Below are 14,334 nucleotides of genomic sequence, written 5' to 3'. Positions count from 1 at the left end.
AATCTGAATCTCGAGGATTCAATTGTTGTAATTAGAGTCGCTTTATTTGTAACCGATGTGATTGCAAAAGCTGTTTTTGTAATTGTTTTGTTAATTTGGCGTGAATTTACCCCTTTATTTTTTATTGATATAGGGAAATAATGAAAATAATTAATTCCAAAATTGGCATAATCAAATGCGAGCAGACGATTTGATCCTATTTTCACAGGTAGTAGAGCTGGGCAGTTTTAGTAAGGTGGCAGAGCAAAATAACCTTACAAATTCGGTAGTTAGTAAGAGAATTGCGCGTTTGGAAGAAGAGATTGGCGTGCAGCTATTATATCGAACCACGCGTAAATTGACGCTTACCGAGGCGGGTAAGGCAATGTTACACGGAGCCAAAAATGTGAAGCAGGCGGCTCAAGAGGCTATGGATGCAGTTTCAGGCTTTGGTGAAAATGTTAGTGGTCATATCAAAATGTCAGTGCCTACTATCTCTGGAGATTTGATTCTGGCAGACGCTGTTGCCGAGTTTTGTAATATGCACCCAGGTTTAACGGTCGATATGTCTCTTAACAATCGCTTTGTGGATCTGGTTGATGATGGTCTCGACTTAGTGATTAGAACCGGCTACTTGGAAGACTCCAGCTTAATTGCCCGTCATATCTTGGACTCTCAATGGGTGGTATGTGCTTCTCCGTCTTATATCGCCAAGAATGGTAAGCCGATGCAGCCCAAGGATTTGGTTGAGCACAATTGTCTGCAATACGCTTATCAAACAACGGGTGCCAGTGAGTGGCAATTTCTGCATAGTAAAGATGGCTTTACTGATAACGATAAATACATAGTGCGCGTCTCGGGCTCTTTTTCTACCGATAATGCGACGGCATTACGAAAAGCCGCTTTGGGCGGTCATGGGGTCGCGTATGTACCGCGCTGTCTGGTTTATCACGACATTCGTAACGGACAGCTGGTGGATATCTTCCCTGACTTAGTCGGCAAAAAACTGGGCATCTATGCAGTGTACCCGTTCACTCGTCAGCCACCGAACAAGATTAAGTTATTGATTGAACACATCAGAACGCGTTACCTGACGATTTCACATTATTTTTAATAAGGATCACGATGAGCTATTTAAAAGAGTATCAATATCCAGTCACCAACAAACAGATCGTCAGCGATGACTATTTTGATCACATAGTTGAAGACCCTTATCGCTGGTTAGAAGACGACAGAAGCGACGAAACCGCGCAGTGGGTGGCGAGCCAAAATGAAGTCACGTTCAGTTACCTTGCTCAAATTCCGTATCGCGATGATCTGCGAGAGCGATTAGCGAAAGCGCAAGACTACAAAAAGAGCTCGCAACCGTTTGTGCGCGGAGATTACACCTATTTCTATAAGAATGATGGCCTGCAAAATCACAGCATTCTCTATCGTCACAAAGAAGGGCAACAAGAAGAAATTTTCCTAGATCCGAACACTTTCTCGGAAGATGGCACTACATCACTGGGTTCGGTGTCGTTTTCTAAAGATTACAGCCTAGTGGCGTACAGTATTTCAGAGGGTGGTAGCGACTGGCGCAAGATCTTTGTGATTGATACCGAGACTAAACAGCAGCTTGAAGCCGAAATCACAGACGCTAAATTTACCGGTATTTCTTGGTTAGGTAATCGCGGCTTTTATTACTCTAGTTACGACAAGCCAGACGGCAGCCAGCTTTCTGCACGTACCGAACAGCACAAACTTTACTTCCATGAGTTGGGTACAGAGCAAGCCAACGACAAAGTGGTTTTTGGTGAGAATAACGCCGAGCAGCACCGCTATGTGTCGGGTTACACCACCGAAGACGACCGTTACTTGACCATTCTAGGGCGAGAGTCGACATCGGGTAACAGACTGTTCTATATCGATTTAGGTTCAGAGGAACAATCGCTGAACACGCTGATTGATCATGTGGATAGCGACACTTATCTCATCGATAACCAAGATGAGACCTTCATTCTATACACCAATCTCGATGCGCCTAATGGCAAGGTCGTGAGCTTTGATACTAGCAGTCAACAGTGGCTCGATATCATTCCTGAAAAGCCACAGCCGTTAGATATCAGCACTGGTGGTGGTTACTTGTTTGCTCATTACATGGTCGATGTGGTGTCTAAGATTGAGCAGCTGGATTACCAAGGTAGCCTAGTTCGTGAAATTCATTTACCCGGGCTAGGAACGGCTAGTGGTTTGGGTGGTAAAAAAGAGCAAACCCAGCTTCATTACACCTTTACCAACTATGTAACGTCGCCAACGATTTTCTCTTTTGATGTTGAATCTGGAAGCTCTGAAATCTACCAACGCTCTGAGTCTCCGTTTGAGTCGGATCAATTTGAGTCTAAACAAGTCTTCTATACCTCGAAGGATGGCACCAAGGTTCCGATGCTTATCTCTTACAAGAAGGGATTAGTGTTAGACGGCAATAATCCAACCATGTTGTACGCCTATGGTGGCTTTAACGTTAGCCTAACGCCTTCTTTCTCGGGCACTGTGGGCAGTTGGCTAGAACTGGGTGGTGTGTATGCAGTGCCGAACTTACGTGGTGGTGGCGAATACGGTAAGGCGTGGCACAAAGCGGGTACACAACAACAAAAACAGAATGTATTTGATGACTTCATTGCTGCTGCGGAGTTCTTAATCGAAGAAAACTACACGTGCAGCGATAAGTTAGCGATTCGCGGCGGTTCTAACGGCGGTTTGTTGGTAGGCGCTTGCATGACACAAAGGCCTGAGCTGTTCCAAGTGGCTTTGCCTGCGGTTGGGGTTTTGGACATGTTGCGTTACCACACATTCACGTCTGGCGAAGGCTGGGCGTACGATTACGGCACGTCAGCGCAAAATAAAGAGATGTTCGAATACCTGCTGGGTTACTCTCCGGTTCATAACGTTGTACGAGGTGTCGATTACCCAGCAACACTGGTTACGACCGCTGATCACGACGACCGCGTGGTACCTGCTCACTCTTATAAGTTCATCTCAGAGCTGCAAGATAAGCATGAAGGCGGTGCGCCCGTGATGATTCGTATCGATGTTAATGCGGGCCATGGTGCTGGAATGCCGCTGAGTAAAGCGATCAATCTTACTGCTGATATCTACGCATTTACCCTGTTCAATATGGGAATAGAGTCCCTAGATTCAATCTAGAAAATACTTAATTTTAGATAACTGGGTATTTGACTCAGACCAAAAAGCCTCAAAATCTGCCTTAGATCTTGAGGTTTTTCATATATATGAAAACCAATCAAATTCACACCTCGTTCTCTTTACTTTTCGGCACCCTTTTCCGTGATAGCCGCCACCATTACTGATGAAATGAAAGCGATTTCAAGCTGATATTTTACGCATTTTTTACTATAACCTGTTGATATTAAATCAGTAGTTTTCGTCATGGATTTTCTAAAAGTTTCATGGCATTTAAGCTGATTTATCAGTGTGAACAGCGACCAACTTTTCAACTCTTTCATTGCTTAATATTTCCCTGTTCGATGAAAACTCAAAAAAATAATAGGGAAATACAATGCAAAAATTTAAGCTTTTGCCAATAACAGTCGCAGTGGCGGCATCGCTTGCTTCACTCTCTTCTTTTGCTGCTGATACTAATATCGAAGCATTAGAAAAACGAATCCAAGAGTTAGAATCTAAGGTTGTGGATATTGATTATGTCAACGATCAACAGCCTGCTGTCCTAACTGCAGAAACTAAGGTGCCAGAAGGCATCGTCTTCTCTGGTTATGCTCGTTACGGCGCTCACTACAAGAGCGGTGATGAGCGTTACGTAGACATCGGTACAACAGGTCGTTCTGTCGGTCGTTTGGGTAACGAAGCCAATGGTGGTGAGGTTCAGTTAGCTAAGCTTTTCCAAGCTGACAACGGTGCGATTTGGGACGTCGTATTCATGGCTGACCACTGGGAAGCAGACGCTTGGGCTGACGACGGCGGCCTGAGTATGAAAAAAATGTACGCAGGTGTAACTAATGTATTTGAAAGCCAACCAGAACTTTATATGTGGGCTGGTCGCGACTTCCATCAACGTCCGCAACAAGGTTTGAATGATTACTTTTGGATGACACACGATGGTCAAGGCGCTGGTTTTAACAACCTAGATTTCGGCGGCGCGAAGCTAGATATGGGCTTTGTAGGCCAAGTAAAAGGCGGCCTCGTAAATGACAACGGTCGATACGCAATTACTTCTAAACTTCACTCAATTAACGCGGGTATCGGTCAACTAGACCTATATGCAAACTATGGTTTTGCTTCAGATGAAGCAGACTCAGACGTAGCGGGTGATCCAAAAGTCAGTGATGAAACGGCTTACTTGGTAGGTGCAACATTAGGCTTGGGTGAGTCTAACAAGTTGGTTGTTAAGTACGGTGACGGTGCCGATTCATCGGTATATGACCTTAAAGGTGATTACCAGACTTTGTATGCAAGTGTTGAGGGTAGCTACGCGGCATCTGAACAGTTCATCATCGATTACTTAGTGTCTTACAAAGACAATTCTGGCTCAGACTTAGATCGCGAGAATACTGAATACGCGGGTATCGTTCGTCCACAGTACCAATGGGATGATGTTCATTCTACTTGGTTAGAAGCGGGCTACGGCATGGTTGATTATGATGACGACGGTGAAGAGAACGCGTGGAAAGTAACGCTGTCTCAAAATGTTTCTCTAGGTGGCTTACCTTGGAGCCGTCCAATGCTGCGCTTCTACACAACTGTGGGTGATGTAGAAACGAAAGGCAACACAGTGAAGACAACCAATGTTGATACATTGTCGTTCGGCGCAATGTTTGAAGCTTGGTGGTAATCACAGGTATAGAAAGCGCTGCTCTTTGAATTTGGCATATTTTCAAGGAGCCATACTTTCGAATATCCATGCTTTTTAAGAGCATACGTTGAAATACCTATGCTTTTAAAGAGTAAGTAATACTGTCCATTTTAGCCCTAAAGGCAGATTGATTAGGGCACGTTTCAATTAACTCCATTCTTGGGCACATTTTTGTGCCCTTTTTTTCGCCACTAGATCAAGGAATAACGATGAGACTTTCTTCCATCGTGTCTCGAGTTTATTTAGGTTTCTTCACGCTGATCGTAATCATGCTTGGTAGCGCATGGTTGAGTATTAGCAGTAACAAGAACATAACCACACATATCGAAACCATAACCCAACAAGCCACCCCTTTAATGATCCAATCCTCCACGCTCACCATTCGTTTTTTGGACATTAATCGCAGCACTACTCCTTATTTATCCGCCAACTACATTGATGAGCTCGAACCGCTGAAACAAACCGTCGTGAGTAACATCGCGCAATATCAGCAGCAGTTAAATTGGTTTGATGGCAAGGCTGAATCGGGCTCACCACTTGAACCCATACTCCAAAATATTGATGAAACGGGCGTTGCCACCATCGATAAGATAGACCGGACCTTAAACTTATACGTCTCTTATTTGGATAGTAAAGATCTCGGTTCGATGGAGCAGGAACAATTTCAATCTGTGGTAGGACAACTCAATAACACCTTGGTTAATCAATTGGCGAGTACGAGTTCGGGTAACACGCAAAAAGCGGTAGAAGCATTATTGGTTCAATTGAGTTTGATTGATGCAGAAGCGAATGAAGCTTTCTCTCTGCAAACGTCATCGGAGGTTCGTGGTGTTGAGCGTCGTCTACAAAGTCGTAAAGAGCGACTCGAACAAGCTGTATCAGACTTGGATAATCTGGACTCATCTTTGCTACGCCGCAGTAAACAGTCTTTATCACTGCTCGCTTCACATGTATTTTCAGCGCAAGGATCTGTGTCAACGCATATGGAAACCGTGAAGCTACATGAGAGCATTGCTCAGCAAAGAGTGGAGATCGAACAGCTCATTGATGTGCAGTTAAGCCATTTTGATGAGCTTTCTATGTACGCGGAAGACACGGCTAAACGTTTATATAACGAGTCGATGGACTTCTCTCATCAAGCACTCTTGATGCAGGCCATCATTGCTATTGGGTCGGTTTTTATTGCGCTGCTAATCGGGCTGAACATTGCTAAAGGGATTCGCAAGCCAAGTAAATTACTGCAAAGTGCACTAGACCAAGTCGCCAAAAAAGACTTGAGCGTGATGGTTCAGTATCAAGCCAATAATGAATTTGGTTTGGTGAGCGATAAAGTCAATTTGGTGATCAGTCACCTGACCCAAATGATTGACAACATGCGCCACTCCTCAACACGTTTAAAGGAAGCTTCCCTTGAGAACCAAAGCACCAGTCGTTCTCTGAGTGAAGCGATGCAAGAACAAACCAATCAAACGGTGATGGTAGCGACAGCGATGGAACAAATTGAGTGCTCAGTGACGGAAATAACTCAGGCGGCCAACCAAACTCTAACGCTAGTGACCGACGCGGTATCCAGTTCCAGTGATGGGCAAAAGACCATGGATAAAAGCGTCGAATTGATGGGCAGCTTAGAAAATAAGCTGGCGGAATCAACGGCGACCATTGGTCAGCTTGAAAGCGAAAGCGCCAGTATTGGGTCCATTCTGGATGTGATATCTGGGATCTCTGAGCAAACCAATTTACTGGCGTTGAATGCGGCAATAGAAGCCGCGCGAGCTGGAGAACAAGGGCGTGGTTTCTCTGTGGTTGCGGATGAGGTTCGCGTGTTAGCGGCCAAAACTAATGCTTCTACGCAAGAGATACACAACAAGATCGAGCAGTTGCAAACTAGCTCTAAACTGGCGGTTGAACAGATCAATCAGTGCATGGTGGGTATGATTCAATGCGTAGAACAAACTGGCGAAGTGAATCAATCGATATCGACGGTGTCTGATCTTCTCAACGAAGTAGAGCAACGAAGTCATCAAATTGCGACCGCGACGACAGAGCATCAAGTCGTTGCCTCTCAAGTCACTCAAAATATCAGCCAGATACACATCTTGGCTGAAGATAACTCGCAACGTTCCCAAGTGCTTTTTTCCCACGGTCAACAGCTTGAAACTATGTCGCAACAGCAATTCTCATTAACTCAAGAGTTTAAGTTAGCGGAATCATCTAATCACAAAGATTAGAGTCAGTTAATTTCTTCCATGTTTTCACGCCCAGCCTTCCGCTGGGCGTTTTCGTATCTGGTTTTTTGATGAAAAGGCTTTGAGCTAAAAATCACCGTGAAATGTTCTCATACAATTTCGAAAGGCCATTGAAATAACAAGGTCACTTCCCCCGTGTATATTGCCGTCAGCTGCGGATTCATCATCAAATGACGTTTAAAAAAAATGGATTTAGGCGGACTTGTTTGACCTGACGAACAAGTAACCGAGCGCCATCTTGATAATATGAACAATAATCTCATGAAACAGTTTCATGGTGCGAAGTTAATCTGTAAGCGCTTTCATGATTTCCACAACTGGCCTTTTTACCTCCAACTTTAGTGTGATGACACTCACTTCAACCAAGACGCCTTTCTTTAATAATCGTTTTGTAAGCGGTTACAAGCTAATGAAGTATCGAGGTTCGAGTGGCAACAATTAAACACGTATCAGAACATGCAGGTGTGTCTCAGGCGACAGTGTCTAGGGTTATTAATGGCACTAGCAGAGTCAGTCATGACAAGAAATTAAAGGTTGAGAAAGCGATCAAGGAGCTGGGTTATCGCCCGAATTCTATCGCCCAAGCCTTGGCTTCAAGTCGTACTGGTAGTGTGGGTGTTGTTGTTCCAGAACTTGGCGGCTCTTTCTATTCAGGCATTTTGCATTGCATAGAAGAGAACCTACGCCGCTTTGGTTACCACGCTGTGGTTACAGCGGGTTCGAATACTGAGCAAGGGCAACGTGAGTCTGTGGAGTTTCTGTTGGGGCGTCGTGTTGATGCTTTGATTCTTCATACTCAACTGCTCAGTGATGATTATTTAATTGAATTGGAAGAACAGGGGACCCCTGTGGTTTTAATTAACCGCTTCATCCCAGAAATGGCGATGAGTTGCATTGATATTGATAACGAAGTCGGGGGGCTACTCGCTACTCAATATCTTTTGCAAAAGGGACATACAGATATCGCGTGTATTACCGGGCCTTTAGATAAAGCAGATGCTAGGGGGCGTTTGCAGGGGTATCGAAAGGCCTTGGAAGAAGCGGGTGTGCCATACGATGAAGCATTAGTCTCGGAAGCGGGCTTTACTGAAGAGACGGGCATCAGTGCTATGAAGAAGCTGATTAATCGTAAGTGTCATTTCACAGCAGTATTTGCTTCGAATGACCACATGGCATTTGGCGCCTTCGAGGTGCTGCATCAAGAGGGGCTGTCTGTTCCTAAAGATGTATCACTGGTGGGCTTCGATAACACCATCTTCGCGCGCTATCTGACCCCTAGTTTGACCACCATTAATTTCCCTATTGAAGAGATGAGCGTTGAAGCAGTACAGCTCACTCTACAGAAGCTAAAAAAAATAAAACATGACGTGAACTTTAAATTGCTGCCGACGTTGGTCACTAGAAACTCGGTATCGGATTTACCAGTTACCCTATAAAAATATTAAGGATAGAACATGAAATTTAAGACCTTAGCGCTTTCATGCGCGGTTGCTTTAGGATTAGGTACAACAGCTGCAAATGCAGCAGACAAAGAAATTCGTTTCGACGGTTTCCCTGATTTCGATAGCAGCCTGAAGGTATTACTGCCTGATTTCGAAAAGGAAACGGGGATTAAAGTTGATTACCTTATGAACAACCACGGTGACCACCACACGAAACTCACAACGAACCTTGCAACGGGTTCTGGTGCCGGTGATGTGATTGTTGTCGACGTTGAGAAAATTGGTCCATTTGTTGGCTCTGGCGGCCTAGTTAACCTGTCTGAAAACTACGGTGCAGATAAATACGAAGAACGATTCGCACCTTACGCATGGGCACAAGGTAAAGGCGCTGACGGCGACATGTACGGCATTCCTGTCGACCTAGGTCCAGGTGTTATGTACTACCGTACTGACGTATTCGAAAAAGCGGGCATTGATGTAGAAGAAGCAATCAAAGATTGGGATTCATACATTGCTGCTGGTGAAAAACTGAAAGAGCAAAACGTCCAACTTATCGCTTCGGCAGCAGACGTGGCACAAGCGATTATCTTCACAACCGTTCCTGAAGGTGAAGGTCTGTACTTCGATAAAGATGGCAATCCAGTGGTGACATCTGAGCGTTTTGTTCACGCTTTTGAAGTAGCAAAAGAGATTCGCGACAAAGGCTTAGACGGCCGCATTTTGGCTTGGTCTAACGAATGGTACGAAGGCTTCCGCAACGGCACATTTGCAACTCAACTTTCTGGCGCTTGGCTTCTTGGTCACCTAAACAACTGGATTGCACCTGAAACTAAAGGCAAGTGGGCAGTAGAAAACCTACCTGATGGTATCTACGGCAGCTGGGGTGGTTCATTCCTTTCAATTCCAACTCAATCAGACAACCCAGATGAAGCTTGGGCGCTTATTGAATACATGACGACTGACCGTGAAGTACAGCTTAAGCACTTCGAAACGATTGCTGCTTTCCCTGCGAACATCACAACGTATGACGATGAGCTTTTCCAAGAAGAGATGGAGTTCCTAGGCGGACAAAAAGCCCGTCTTCTTTTTGCTGAAGTGGCGCAAAACATCAAACCCGTCTCTCCAGCACAAGGCGACCACGTTGCACGTTCTATTATCTTAGAGAACGCATTGATGGAAGTACTTGATGAAGGTAAAGACATCAAGACTGCGCTTAAAGAGGCAGAGCGTCTAATCAAGCGTCGCACGCGTAATCTTTAATTTGTTTTTACTTTAAGTAAGTGAGGAAGCGTGGATAACGCGCTTCCTTTTTAAGAGGTCGTTACTATGAATCATACAGCGAGCACAACGATAGAACCTGCGGACAAAAGCCTTTTTTCTCGTCTAAATTTGAAAGCGCTTACACCGTATGGATTTCTTCTGCCGTTTCTGATCATTTTTTCTGTATTTGGGATCTTCCCGCTGTTGTTCTCTGTTTACCTGTCGTTCCACGAGTGGAACCCGGTAAGAGGCATGGATGCGATGGAGTTCGTTGGTTTTGAGAACTATCACATTGCTTTAACGGACCCATGGCTATGGCGTTCATTGAAGAACACGCTTTGGCTAGCGATCACTTCGGGCGTGGCTCAGCACTTAGTCGCTATTCCAGTGGCTTACATGTTGGTTTCAATGGGTGACCGTATGCGTCACTGGCTAACATCGGCGTACTTTCTACCGTTCATTACATCAACGGTCGCAGCGTCACTGATTTTCTTCAATATGTACTCTCCTAACTCAGGAATTATTAACCAAACGCTGATGGCTCTGGCCGATAGCACGCTGTTTGGTTGGGCATTCGCTTGGGTTAACGATTTCCAACCCATCCGTTGGTTAGACGATGCCACTATGGTGAAGCCGTCTATCGCAATCATGGTTTTCTGGAAATACACCGGTTTTAACATCGTCCTTTACACCACGGGTTTAATGACGATTCCTAAAGACATCTTAGAAGCTGCTCGTATGGATGGTGCCAATGCCTTCCGCCGCTTCTGGAACATTTCACTACCAATGATTCGTCCATTCATCTTCTTTGCTATCACGATGACCATCATCGGTAACCTGCAGATGTTTGAAGAACCGTTTGTACTCACGCGTGGTACTGGTGGTACTGGCCAATCTGGTTTAACTATCTCGATGTACCTCTACAAAGTGGGTTGGGAATGGCTAGAAATGGGCACAGCATCAGCTATCTCATGGTTACTGTTTGCACTCATCGCGACTTGTACATTGGTTCAATTTTTACTCTTCGGTAAGAAAGGCTTAGGGGAACATTAAGATGTCGACATCAATTAAGACAAATACCTCACCACTAAGTGGACTGATGCCAAGCGAACGCAGCATGTACATTCTGACTAAGATCTTGATGGTCATGCTAGGTATCTTACTGGTTGTTTCAGCGCTAATTACAGTCTTTCCATTTGTATGGTCGGCATTGCTATCAACGCGTGACCGTTCTGAAATTTTCGGTACGGGCATTAGCTTTGCGATTGGCGATAGCTTGGCAATTAACTACGCAAAACTGCTTGAAATCATGCCGTTTTGGAAAGCGATGTTTAACTCGATTTACGTGGCTTTCTTAGGCACCACCATCTCGCTGCTGTTTTGTAGCATGGGTGGTTACGCGTTTGCTGTGTTTAAGTTCCGCGGTAAGAACGTGTTGTTCGGCATGCTGGTTGGCTCAATGGCGATTCCGCCGGTGCTTAGCTTGATCCCTTACTTCATGATCGTGAAATTCTTAGGCTTGCTGGATAACCACATGGCGGTATGGCTACCGTTCACCACCACACCATTTGGTATCTTCTTGATGCGTCAGCACGTGATTGCATCGATTCCAAAAGAGCTGCTTGAAGCAGCGAAATTGGATGGTGCAGGTGAGTTCAGAACGTACTGGAGTGTGGTACTGCCACTGATGAAACCAGCACTAGCAACACTGGCTATCGTTCAGTTCGTTTTCTTCTGGAACATGTTTATGCAGCCTCTCGTGGTGCTTAACAACCCAGATAATTACGTGATTACACAGGCGCTACGAAGCGTTCAAGGCATTCCGAATACGCCATGGGGCGCGGTAATGCTAGGCACCACAATTTCTATTTTACCGCTCGTGATTACTTACCTGTTCGCATCGAAACAGATGATCAGTGGTTTAACGTCCGGCGCAGTCAAAGGTTAGGTTTAAGGGTTATAACAATGAATAAATATCAACTTCCAAGTGATTCAAAGTTACGCAGTAAGGAATTTGTATTCGGTGTCGCGACATCTTCATACCAAATTGAAGGCGGCGTTGAAGAGGGCGGTCGTACACCCTCTATCTGGGATACTTTCTGCAAGACGCCGGGCAAGGTCGATAACGGCGACAATGGTGATGTGGCGTGTGACCACTACCATTTATGGAAACAAGATATCGAGATGATTCAAGGCTTAGGCGTTGATGCTTACCGTCTCTCTATTGCATGGCCGCGCATCCTGCCGCAAGACGGTGTGGTGAATCAGCAAGGCCTAGAGTTTTACGGTCAGATCATCGACGAGTGTCATGCTCGCGGCATGAAAGTGTATGTGACTTTGTACCACTGGGATCTACCGCAATATCTTGAAGATAAAGGCGGCTGGCTTAACCGTGAAACGTCTTACAAATTCGCAGAATACGCAGAAGTGGTGAGCAAATACTTTGGTGACAACATTGACGTGTACACCACGCTCAATGAACCGTTTGTGTCTGCATTGCTAGGCTACCGTTGGGGCGAACACGCGCCAGGTATCAAGGGTGAGAAAGAGGGCTACCTAGCATCTCACCACCTAATGCTGGCACACGGTTTGGCAATGCCTATTCTTCGTAATAATGCGCCTCATGCTAAGCATGGTGTGGTATTCAACGCGACGCCAGCTTACCCGCTGACGCCACAAGACCAAGCGGCAGCAGACTACTGTGAAGCGGAAAACTACCACTGGTTCATCGACCCAGTATTAAAAGGCGAGTACCCACAGCTGGTGGTTGAACGCCAAGCGATGAACATGCCTATGATCCTTGAAGGTGACTTAGACATCATCAGTGCTCCTGTTGATTACATCGGTATCAACTACTACACGCGCAATGTCGCTCGCTTTAATGAGAACGGCGACATTGAATCGGTGAAACAAACCGATGCTGAACACACTTATATTGGCTGGGAAATCAACCCACACGGTTTAACCGATTTATTGGTAAGACTGGATGCTCGCTACGAAAATATGCCACCTATCTACATCACAGAGAATGGTGCTGCAGGTAACGACGAGCGCGTTAACGGACAAGTGATGGATGAGCAACGAGTTCGTTATTTCCAAGGTCATATCGAAGCGGTTCACAACGCCGTTGAAGCGGGCGTGAAAATCGACGGTTACTTCGCTTGGAGCCTGATGGATAACTTTGAGTGGGCATTCGGCTACTGCCAGCGTTTTGGCATTGTCCATGTTGACTACACCACCCAAGAAAGAACATTGAAACAGAGCGCAATTGCGTACCGAAATATGCTGCTAGAGCGCGCTGAGGAGAACAGATAATGGCTAAAGTAGAATTTAAGAACATCAAAAAATCATTCGGTGATGTTGAAGTCGTCAAAGAGTTTGATTTTACGGTTGAAGACGGTGAGTTCGTGGTTTTCCTTGGCCCATCTGGCTGTGGTAAATCGACAACGCTACGCATGCTGGCTGGTCTTGAAAGTATCAGTTCTGGTGACATCGTGGTTGGCGGCAAGCTGATGAATAAAGTCGACGCGAAAGACCGTGACTTAGCGATGGTATTCCAAAGCTACGCACTGTATCCGCACATGACCGTTTACGAGAACATCGCCTTTGCTCTTAAACTGAAGGGCATGCCAAAAGCAGAAATCGACGTAGAAGTGCTAAAAGCGGCGAAAATGCTAGAGCTTGATCCACTACTGAATCGTAAGCCAAAAGAGCTTTCTGGTGGCCAGCGTCAGCGTGTGGCAATGGGCCGTGCGATGGTTCGTACGCCGAAGGTTTTCTTGTTTGATGAGCCGTTATCTAACCTCGATGCAAAACTTCGTGGCGTGATGCGTGAAGAGATCAAACACCTACACCGTGAACTTAAAACCACCACGATCTACGTAACCCACGATCAGATCGAAGCGATGACACTGGCGGATCGTATCGTGATCCTGAAAGACGGTTATGTCGCTCAAGTTGGTACACCAACCGAGGTGTTCCAGCGTCCCGCAAACAAGTTTGTCGCGCAATTCATTGGTAACCCGTCAATGAACATGTTGGAAGCAAAACTGATTGAAAAAGAAGGCGAGTACTTCGTTGAAATTGGCGATGTTCATATCCCACTGCCTGAGCGCTTTAAGTCTCTGGCGTCTAAGAACCTAGCTCTGCATTTTGGTGTTCGTCCAACAGACATTCACCTACGTGCCGAGCAAGTTGACCACGACCGCGTGCTGCCATTCCCTGTGAAAATCAAAGACAAGGAACTACTGGGCGCAAGCATTCTTCTGAAAACAGAAATTGGCGGTCAACCGCTGATGGTTGAAACCCAAGCAGCTGAAGTGGATGTAAAAGATCTGACGCTTTACTTGGATTTGGATGCTTTCCACTTGTTCGATGCATTGAGTGAGAACTCGCTAGCGAGCTGATTTGCAAGAGCTAGTTAATTTGCAAGAGTCAGTTGATTTGCAAGGGCGAGTGATAGAAGCCTGACTCAAACGGCTAAGTCAGTCATTAAGCTGACACCAACCAACTTACGAAAAATTGTTTTGGCTCCTCC

At 45.5% G+C, this 14,334-nt stretch carries 11 protein-coding genes; 10 read left to right on the top strand and 1 reads right to left on the bottom strand.

From position 1 onward, the window contains the following. Window positions 1–175 precede the first annotated feature (175 nt). Together AACU28_RS00270 and AACU28_RS00265 are read left to right on the top strand one after the other, a co-directional pair. A complete protein-coding gene (locus AACU28_RS00270) occupies window positions 176–1,093 on the top strand; it encodes a LysR family transcriptional regulator (RefSeq protein WP_017081288.1) in 918 nt (305 codons plus the stop codon). 11 nt (window positions 1,094–1,104) lie between these two features. Then, on the top strand, window positions 1,105–3,165 hold the full coding sequence (locus AACU28_RS00265; protein ID WP_121602077.1) for a prolyl oligopeptidase family serine peptidase: 2,061 nt from the start codon (window positions 1,105–1,107) through the stop codon (window positions 3,163–3,165). Window positions 3,166–3,284: 119 nt separating this feature from the next. On the opposite strand, the gene AACU28_RS00260 is transcribed toward AACU28_RS00265, so the two are convergent. Continuing rightward, window positions 3,285–3,485: a hypothetical protein gene (locus AACU28_RS00260; RefSeq protein WP_121602076.1), complete on the bottom strand. Its 201-nt coding sequence runs from the start codon at window positions 3,483–3,485 to the stop codon at window positions 3,285–3,287. A 53-nt stretch (window positions 3,486–3,538) separates the two neighbouring features. Here AACU28_RS00260 and AACU28_RS00255 point away from each other — a divergent pair, with 53 nt between their 5' ends. From AACU28_RS00255 to AACU28_RS00220, 8 genes are all read left to right on the top strand, one after another. Continuing rightward, window positions 3,539–4,828 (top strand): carbohydrate porin, encoded by a 1,290-nt coding sequence (locus AACU28_RS00255; protein WP_121602075.1) that lies wholly within the window; start codon window positions 3,539–3,541, stop codon window positions 4,826–4,828. Window positions 4,829–5,058: 230 nt separating this feature from the next. Beyond that, a complete protein-coding gene (locus tag AACU28_RS00250) occupies window positions 5,059–7,077 on the top strand; it encodes a methyl-accepting chemotaxis protein (protein WP_121602074.1) in 2,019 nt (672 codons plus the stop codon). A gap of 446 nt (window positions 7,078–7,523) precedes the next feature. Beyond that, on the top strand, window positions 7,524–8,531 hold the full coding sequence (locus AACU28_RS00245) for a LacI family DNA-binding transcriptional regulator (protein WP_009846150.1): 1,008 nt from the start codon (window positions 7,524–7,526) through the stop codon (window positions 8,529–8,531). 18 nt (window positions 8,532–8,549) lie between these two features. Then, a complete protein-coding gene (locus AACU28_RS00240; RefSeq protein ID WP_017083012.1) occupies window positions 8,550–9,797 on the top strand; it encodes an ABC transporter substrate-binding protein in 1,248 nt (415 codons plus the stop codon). Between the two features lie 66 nt (window positions 9,798–9,863). Then, a complete protein-coding gene (locus tag AACU28_RS00235; protein WP_009846152.1) occupies window positions 9,864–10,850 on the top strand; it encodes a carbohydrate ABC transporter permease in 987 nt (328 codons plus the stop codon). A 46-nt stretch (window positions 10,851–10,896) separates the two neighbouring features. Next, complete coding sequence (locus tag AACU28_RS00230) at window positions 10,897–11,745, top strand: carbohydrate ABC transporter permease (RefSeq protein ID WP_017077012.1); 849 nt, start codon at window positions 10,897–10,899, stop codon at window positions 11,743–11,745. 17 nt (window positions 11,746–11,762) lie between these two features. Beyond that, window positions 11,763–13,112: a GH1 family beta-glucosidase gene (locus AACU28_RS00225; protein ID WP_121602073.1), complete on the top strand. Its 1,350-nt coding sequence runs from the start codon at window positions 11,763–11,765 to the stop codon at window positions 13,110–13,112. Then, window positions 13,112–14,203 carry an ABC transporter ATP-binding protein gene (locus tag AACU28_RS00220; protein ID WP_009846155.1) on the top strand — a complete coding sequence of 364 codons (1,092 nt, stop codon included), beginning with the start codon at window positions 13,112–13,114 and terminating at the stop codon, window positions 14,201–14,203. The genes AACU28_RS00225 and AACU28_RS00220 overlap by 1 nt, the downstream gene beginning before the upstream one ends. Window positions 14,204–14,334: the final 131 nt, after the last annotated feature.

This window comes from Vibrio sp. SBT000027 (genome assembly GCF_963894355.1).
In the GTDB taxonomy this organism is placed as follows: Bacteria; Pseudomonadota; Gammaproteobacteria; order Enterobacterales; family Vibrionaceae; genus Vibrio; species Vibrio splendidus.
The sequence above is the reverse complement of the archived record's forward strand: the minus strand, read 5'-3'. Positions and strand labels throughout refer to the sequence as shown.

What these genes read in the sequence shown, in the direction of transcription:
- AACU28_RS00270 (WP_017081288.1), top strand. Translation starts at nt 176, where the DNA reads ATGCGAGCAGACGATTTGATCCTATTTTCACAGGTAGTAGAGCTGGGC.
- AACU28_RS00265 (WP_121602077.1), top strand. Translation starts at nt 1,105, where the DNA reads ATGAGCTATTTAAAAGAGTATCAATATCCAGTCACCAACAAACAGATC.
- AACU28_RS00260 (WP_121602076.1), bottom strand. Translation starts at nt 3,485, where the DNA reads ATGAAAGAGTTGAAAAGTTGGTCGCTGTTCACACTGATAAATCAGCTT.
- AACU28_RS00255 (WP_121602075.1), top strand. Translation starts at nt 3,539, where the DNA reads ATGCAAAAATTTAAGCTTTTGCCAATAACAGTCGCAGTGGCGGCATCG.
- AACU28_RS00250 (WP_121602074.1), top strand. Translation starts at nt 5,059, where the DNA reads ATGAGACTTTCTTCCATCGTGTCTCGAGTTTATTTAGGTTTCTTCACG.
- AACU28_RS00240 (WP_017083012.1), top strand. Translation starts at nt 8,550, where the DNA reads ATGAAATTTAAGACCTTAGCGCTTTCATGCGCGGTTGCTTTAGGATTA.
- AACU28_RS00235 (WP_009846152.1), top strand. Translation starts at nt 9,864, where the DNA reads ATGAATCATACAGCGAGCACAACGATAGAACCTGCGGACAAAAGCCTT.
- AACU28_RS00230 (WP_017077012.1), top strand. Translation starts at nt 10,897, where the DNA reads ATGCCAAGCGAACGCAGCATGTACATTCTGACTAAGATCTTGATGGTC.
- AACU28_RS00225 (WP_121602073.1), top strand. Translation starts at nt 11,763, where the DNA reads ATGAATAAATATCAACTTCCAAGTGATTCAAAGTTACGCAGTAAGGAA.
- AACU28_RS00220 (WP_009846155.1), top strand. Translation starts at nt 13,112, where the DNA reads ATGGCTAAAGTAGAATTTAAGAACATCAAAAAATCATTCGGTGATGTT.